This window comes from Microbispora sitophila (genome assembly GCF_014892245.1).
Lineage (GTDB): Bacteria > Actinomycetota > Actinomycetes > Streptosporangiales > Streptosporangiaceae > Microbispora > Microbispora siamensis.
In genome coordinates this window covers 21296-28242 of sequence record NZ_JADBGC010000048.1, presented here as the reverse complement: position 1 = coordinate 28242, position 6947 = coordinate 21296, and the positions used below count along the sequence as shown (strand labels likewise).

6 protein-coding genes and 1 pseudogene are annotated in these 6947 nt (G+C 66.6%); all 7 read left to right on the top strand.

All coding sequences use genetic code 11. From position 1 onward, the window contains the following. A partial coding sequence (locus tag IL992_RS44370) for an alpha/beta hydrolase (protein WP_226874925.1) occupies nucleotides 1–1021 on the top strand: 1021 nt, incomplete at its 5' end. 208 nt (nucleotides 1022–1229) lie between these two features. Continuing rightward, the gene (locus IL992_RS44365) at nucleotides 1230–2642 is read left to right on the top strand and encodes an ABC transporter substrate-binding protein (protein ID WP_193209286.1); all 1413 of its coding nucleotides are present in this window, start codon (nucleotides 1230–1232) and stop codon (nucleotides 2640–2642) included. A gap of 39 nt (nucleotides 2643–2681) precedes the next feature. Further along, nucleotides 2682–3656, top strand: coding sequence for a carbohydrate ABC transporter permease (locus IL992_RS48820; RefSeq protein WP_319019231.1), 975 nt, complete (start codon nucleotides 2682–2684; stop codon nucleotides 3654–3656). Beyond that, nucleotides 3656–4537 (top strand): carbohydrate ABC transporter permease, encoded by an 882-nt coding sequence (locus IL992_RS44355; protein WP_193209285.1) that lies wholly within the window; start codon nucleotides 3656–3658, stop codon nucleotides 4535–4537. The genes IL992_RS48820 and IL992_RS44355 overlap by 1 nt, the downstream gene beginning before the upstream one ends. Before the next feature lie 49 nt (nucleotides 4538–4586). Further along, complete coding sequence (locus IL992_RS44350; protein ID WP_193209284.1) at nucleotides 4587–6314, top strand: IlvD/Edd family dehydratase; 1728 nt, start codon at nucleotides 4587–4589, stop codon at nucleotides 6312–6314. 28 nt (nucleotides 6315–6342) lie between these two features. After that, the gene (locus IL992_RS44345) at nucleotides 6343–6672 is read left to right on the top strand and encodes a response regulator transcription factor (protein ID WP_226874924.1); all 330 of its coding nucleotides are present in this window, start codon (nucleotides 6343–6345) and stop codon (nucleotides 6670–6672) included. Nucleotides 6673–6696: 24 nt separating this feature from the next. Next, nucleotides 6697–6920: pseudogene (locus IL992_RS44340) on the top strand (transposase family protein); the annotation flags it as partial. Nucleotides 6921–6947 lie beyond the last annotated feature (27 nt).

Sequence of the window (6947 nt, the reverse complement as noted above, 5' to 3'; positions counted from 1 at the left end):
GAAGGGCGAGTTCACCCCGCCCGCAGCCGGCACCACTCCGACGCCGTTCGTGTCCGAGGGCGGTTTCGTCACCTTCGAGACCACGACGGCCTTCACGGACGCCAAGCACGTCACGGTGTGGGCGAACACGGCTCCCGGCGGGAGCTGGCTGCGCATCCCGCTGTCCCGTGACGGCGACCGGTGGCGGGCGACCGTGGGCCCGCTGGCCCCGTGGTTCTACTACTACAAGTTCATCGTCGACCGGGTCTCGGTCAAGGACGCGTCGAACCCGACGAAGGTGACCACCGAGCCGACCTGGAGCACCTTCTTCATCTCCGGAGAGAGGTCACGCCTGCTCTCGGACGTTCCGGCCAGCCAGGGCGGAAAGGTCGAGAGCCTGACCTACCGAAGCACCGTGACGAACCAGGACCGGACCGCGTTGGTGTGGACCCCACCCGGATACGACCCGAAGCGCGCGCAGCCGTATCCCGTCTTCTACCTCCAGCACGGTGGCGGCCAGAACCACACGGACTGGGTCGAGATGGGCCGCGCCAAGCAGATCCTCGACCACCACTTCCTGGACGGGAACCTGGTGCCGATGGTGGTCGTGATGAGCAACGGCAACGTGTCCGACTTCAACAAGGAGCTGCTGGACAACATCGACCCGGCCGTCCACGCCCGCTACAACGTCTCCAGCGATCCGTCGCAGCAGGCACTCGCCGGCCTCTCGATGGGTGGTGGACAGACGTTCGGAATGCTCAAGGCGCACCCGGGCCGGTTCGCCTACATCGGGGCGTTCTCGGCCGGGTTCGGCAGCGGCGCCGGCGTCGACGTGGCGGCGATCAACAACGGGACCAAGCTGCTGCGCGTGTACGTCGGCGACGTGACCGACTTCGTGTACCCGTCGTTCATGGCGGGACTGACCACGATGGACAAGCTCGGCGTCCACTATGAGTTCGACGGGGTCACCTTTGGGCCGCACGGCTGGGACGTGTGGCAGAAGAACCTCATCGACCTGGCTCCGCGCCTGTTCAAGCGCTAGTCAAGCCCGTTCGAGATGACTCCACCGGGACCCCGGGGATCCCGCCCCGGTGATGATTTTCGGACGCGGGAGCGTGTGAGCGCTCACATGAGAAATCGGCACGAGGGACAGGGCGCGGATCGTGTCATCCGTGCCCCGTCCCGGCCGATCACTCGACCTCAGCGGCGGCGCATGGACCCTTGTGCGCTGTGACCCCGAAGGGGAAAACATGTCAACGAAGACGAAAAGACTACTTGTCACGGCAGCCATGCTCGCCGCCGCGAGTGCGCTTGCCGCCTGCGCCCCCGACGTGGGAGGGGGCGGAAGCACCGCGGGTGGAAGCACCGCGGGCGGAAGCGCCGCGACCGCGACCAACGCGGGCGGAAACAACGCGAGCAACTGCACGAACACGATCAGCAAGAAGGACCTGCCGGTCGTCACCTTCTGGGGCTGGTACCCCAACATGCAGCTCGTCGTCGACAACTTCAACAAGCAGAACAACGAGGTGCAGGTCTGCTGGACCAACGTCGGTCAGGGCGGTGACGAGTACGACAAGTTCCAGACGGCCATCTCGGCGGGCAGCGGCGCCCCCGACGTGATTATGATCGAGGCGGACCGGATCCCGACCTTCCAGATCCAGAAGGCGCTCGTCGACATCAAGAAGTACGGCTATGACGCCGTCAAGGACAATTACGGCCCGGGCGCGTGGAAGGACGTCTCGATCGGTGGCGCGGTCTACGGCGTGCCGGTCGACGGCGGACCGATGGCGATGATCTACCGGAAGGACGTCTTCGACAAGTACGACATCAAGCCGCCGAAGACGTGGGCCGAGTACGAGCAGGCGGCGCAGAAGGTGAAGGACGCGGGGGGCCCGCTGTTCGGCGACTTGGGCGCGAACGTGCCGGCCGTCACGATGGCGCTGCAGATCCAGAAGGGCGCGAATCCGTTCACCTACGACCCGGCGCGGCCGGAGTCGATCGGTATCAAGCTGAACGACCAGGCATCCAAGGATGTGCTCGACTACTGGGGGCGCCTCGCCAAGAAGGGCCTGGTCGGGACGCAGGACCAGTTCACGCCGGAGTACATCGCCGGTGTGGTCAACGGTAAGTACGCGACGTACATCTCGGCGGCCTGGGCGCCCGGATACCTCACCGGCGCCGGCGTGGGCAAGGGCAAGGACACCGGCAAGTTCGCGGTGGCGCCGCTCCCGCAGTGGGATCCCGACAACCCGGTGCAGGTGAACTGGGGCGGCTCGGCCTTCTCGGTGACGAGCCAGGCCAAGAACCCCGAACTCGCGGCGAAGGTGGCGTACGGCCTCTACGCCGACGAGGAGTCGCTCACCGACGGCTGGACCAACCAGATCATTTTCCCGCTGAATCTCAAGGCGCTCAACAATCCCAAGTTCGTGGACCTCAAGGTGGCGTTCTTCGACGGCCAGCAGGCGAACAAGGAGGTCTACGTCCCCGCGGCGAACGCCTACAAGGGTATGACCTACGCCCCGTTCGGCCAGTACTACTTCGACGCCATGACGAAGCAGGTCAGTGCCCTCATCGAGGGCTCCGTCACCGGTGCGCAGGCCGCCGACCGGATTCAGGAGGACGTGGTGAGCTACGCCAAGGAGCAAGGGTTCACCGTTCAGTGACAACACGGGTGGGCCGGTCCCTCTCCGGCCGGCCCACCCGTGACCCCCGGCATCGACTTTGCGGAGCCCACAATGACCCTCCTGATCGAGGAGAGTGCAGCGAGCACTCAAGAGAAAGCGCACAAGGTCCGCGGCAAGGTGCGCCTCCGGGAGCACCTGATGGGATGGCTCTTCGTCGCGCCATTCGGGATCGTCTTCCTGGCGCTTCTCATCGCGCCGCTCGCGTACGCGTTCTATCTCAGCCTCTGGCAGAAGAAGCTGATCGGCGGCACCAGCTTCGTCTTCCTCGGCAACTACGTGAAGGCGTTCACCGACCCGACTTTCCTCTCCGGGGCGTGGTTCGTCATCCGCTTCTCGCTCGTCGCCATCCCGCTGCAGATCATCATCGCGCTCGCGATGGCCCTCATCCTGGACGCTGTGACCACGCTGTTCACCCGCTTCTCCCGCCTCATGATTTTCCTCCCCTATGCGATTCCCACGGTCATCGGGGCGGTCATGTGGGGATTCCTGTACAGCAAGAGCTTCGGGCCGCTCTCCGACATCTTCGGGCTGTTCGGCGCCACTGCGCCCGACTTCTTCAGCAGCAATCTGATTTTCTACGGCCTGGTCAACGTCGTCACCTGGCAGTGGGCCGGCTACTACATGATCATTTTGTACGCCGCGCTCCAGGGAATCGACCCGACACTTTACGAGGCCGCTCGTATGGACGGCGCCGGCAAATGGCAGATCTCGCTCCGGATCAAAATTCCGCTGATCGCCCCCGCGCTGCTCCTGATCCTGGTCTTCTCACTCATCGGAACCCTGCAGTTCTTCAACGAACCACAGATTCTGCGATACCTCGCGGCCGGCACGATCGCACCAGGATTCACCCCCAACATGTACGCGTACCAGCAGGCGTTCGGGCTCGCGAACTTCACCTACGGATCGGCGATCTCCTTCGCCCTCGGCGGGATCGTGTTCATCTGCGTCTACGCCTTCCTGTTCTTCACCCGCAAGCGGAGGAGCTTCTTCTGATGACCGGCAGCTCCGGCGCCGGCGCACGCCGCCGTCACCAACGCCACCTCCCCCTGCAGATTTTCCTCGGCTTCCTGGTCGTGTACTTCCTCGTGCCGTTCTGGTGGGTCATCGTCAACAGTTCCAAAGACGCCCCCGGCCTGTTCGGCGGCGGCAACACCCTGTGGTTCGCCGACCGGGTCGACTACTTCGAAAACCTCGAGCGACTGTTCACCTACGACGGCGGCATCTACGGCAGGTGGATCCTCAACTCCACGCTGTACGCGTTCGCAGGCGGGATCGGCGCCACGATCCTTGCCGTCATGGCCGGCTACGGATTCGCCAAATACCGGTTCGCCGGCAGACGCTTCAGCTTCTCGGTCCTGCTCGGCGCGTTGATGGTGCCCGCGACCGCCCTGGTGATTCCGACCTTCATGATGTTCTCCGGGCTCGGCCTGACGAACACGATCTGGGCGGTGATCCTCCCGTCACTGCTGAACCCGTTCGGGGTCTACCTGATGCACGTGTACGCGCGCGACGCGGTTCCCGACGAGATCCTGGACGCGGCGCGGGTCGACGGCGCGGGTGAACTGCGGACGTTCCTCCAGGTCGCGTTCCCGCTGATGCGGCCCGCGGTGGTCACGGTGCTGCTCCTGTCCGCCGTGGCGTCCTGGAACAACTACTTCCTGCCCCTCGCCATGCTCTCCGACAACCGCCTGTTCCCCGTCACCGTCGGACTCGGCCTCTGGCAGGGAATCGCCTCGGCGAACAACGCGGGCAGCACCTCCCTCTGGAGCCTCATCATCCTGGGCGCGCTCGTGTCGGTGATCCCGCTCATCATCGCCTTCTTCACCCTCCAGCGGCACTGGCGCGGCGGACTGTCCGTCGGAGGCCTGAGGTAGCCGCGGCCGGTCGTCCAGCAGCCAATCGAAATGACAGAGAGGTGTGCCGATGTCGATGACGAATCGCCCGCTGCGCAGCCGGCAGTGGTTCGGAGCGGAGGGCCGCAACGGGTTCATTCACCGATCGTGGATGCGCAACCAGGGGTTCGCGGACGACGTCTTCGACGGCCGGCCGGTGATCGGCATCGCCACGACGTGGTCGGAGCTGACGCCGTGCAACGCCCACCTGAGCGACCTGGCCGAGTCGGTGAAGCGCGGCGTGTGGGAGAGCGGCGGCCTGCCGCTGGAATTTCCGGCGATGAGCCTGGGGGAGCCGCTGATGCGGCCGACGACCATGCTCTACCGCAACCTGCTGGCGATGGAGGCGGAGGAACTGATCCGGGCCAACCCTCTCGACGGGGTGGTGTTGCTGTCCGGCTGCGACAAGACCACGCCCGGCTTGCTCATGGGCGCGGCCAGCGTCGACCTGCCGACTCTGATGGTCACGGGCGGTCCGATGCTGAACGGCAAGTTCCGTGGCCGGGACATCGGTTCGGGCACCGACGTGTGGCGTTTCACCGAAGAGCTGCGCGCGGGCCGGATGACCGCGGCGGATTGCGCCGAGGCGGAAGTCTGCATGTCCCGCAGCCGCGGGCACTGCATGACCATGGGGACCGCCTCCACGATGGCCTGCGTGACCGAGGGCCTCGGCGTCCAGTTGCCGGGGGCCGCCGCCGTACCCGCGGTCGACTCCCGCCGGTACGCGCTCGCACACGCCGCCGGGCGCCGGATCGTGGCCATGGTCGAAGAGGACCAGCGGCTGTCCACGGTGCTCACTCGGGAGGCCTTCGAGAACGCCATCCGGGTGAACGCCGCGATCGGCGGCTCCACCAACGCCGTGGTGCACCTGCTGGCGATCGCCGGGCGCCTCGGCGTCCCCCTGTCGCTGGAGGACTTCGACACGCTCACCGCCGATGTGCCCATGCTGGTCAACCTGATGCCCTCCGGCACGTACCTGATGGAGGACTTCGCGTACGCGGGTGGACTCCCGGCGGTGATGAAGGAGATCGCCTCCCTGCTGCACCTGGACCATGTCACCGTCAGCGGGAAGAGCGTGGCCGACAACATCAGCGGTGCCCAGTGCTGGAACAGAGAGGTCATCGGCACGATGGAGGAGCCGTTCCAGCCCGCCGGGTCGGGGACCGTCGTACTGCGCGGGTCGCTCGCGCCGTCCGGAGCCGTGCTGAAGGTCTCCGCCGCCTCGCCCCATTTGCTGCAGCACACCGGACCGGCGCTCGTGTTCGACCGGATCGAGGACTATGTCGCCGTGGCCGACGACCCGGATCTGGACGTCACTTCCGACACGGTCATCGTGGTGCGGAACGCGGGACCACGCGGTTATCCCGGGTTTCCCGAGGTGGGGAACGTGCCGATGCCGCGGCGGCTGCTCACCGAGGGGATCACCGACATGGTGCGGATCTCCGACGCCCGGATGAGCGGGACCGGCTACGGCACCTGCGTCCTGCACGTGGCCCCCGAGGCGTCCGTGGGCGGCCCCCTCGCACTCGTGCGTACCGGCGACGTGATCCGGCTCGACGTCCCGGCGCGGCGTCTGGACCTGCTGGTCGACGACGCGGAACTCGAGCACCGCCGCGCCGCCTGGCAGCCCCCGCAACCGGCTGCCTCCCGTGGATGGGTACGGCTGTACAGCGAGCACGTCCTGCAAGCCGACAGGGGCGCGGATCTGGACATCCTCACCGGCGGCAGCGGCAGCGCCCCACCCCGCCACTCACACTGACGCGTCGCTTCCTGGAAGCCCTCGCCAAATGAGCGCCTCAGTCGCCGTCGAGGTGCAGCTCCGTCGCCGGCTCGGCCATGCTCCACCCCACCGCGGCGCGTCGCCTCATCGATCGCTACCACGCCAACAGCCTGCCAAGGCCGCCGCTGCCCGGGCCCGGCTGGACCAGCTCACTCCCCGCGAACGGGACGTGCTGGCCCTGCTCGCCCAGGGCGAGACCAACGCCGATATCGCCACTCACCTCGACATGCGGGAAAGCACCGTCAAAGCCCACGTCAGCCGCATCCTGACCGCGTTGGGGGTCACCAACCGTGTCCAGGCCGCTCTCCTGGCCCTCGATGCGGGACTCACCACCTGACTGACCGGAGAATGATCCACGTCAGCGGGCGGCACGATTCGTACGCCATTCAAGCGCATCGCCATCGGCCCTGGTTGTCCCGCGGGCAGCGGGACGTCAACCGCGCCCACGTTCGTATCCGGGCCATCGGTGAGCGTGCCGTCGCGACCTTGAAGGGCTGGAAGGTGCTGACCAGGCTGCGCTGTTGCCCGCATCGTGCGACCGCGCTCGTGCAGGCGATCCCTGTGCTGCAACTCGTGGACGAAGGTTGCGCAGCACGTACGGGAACAGCGAGG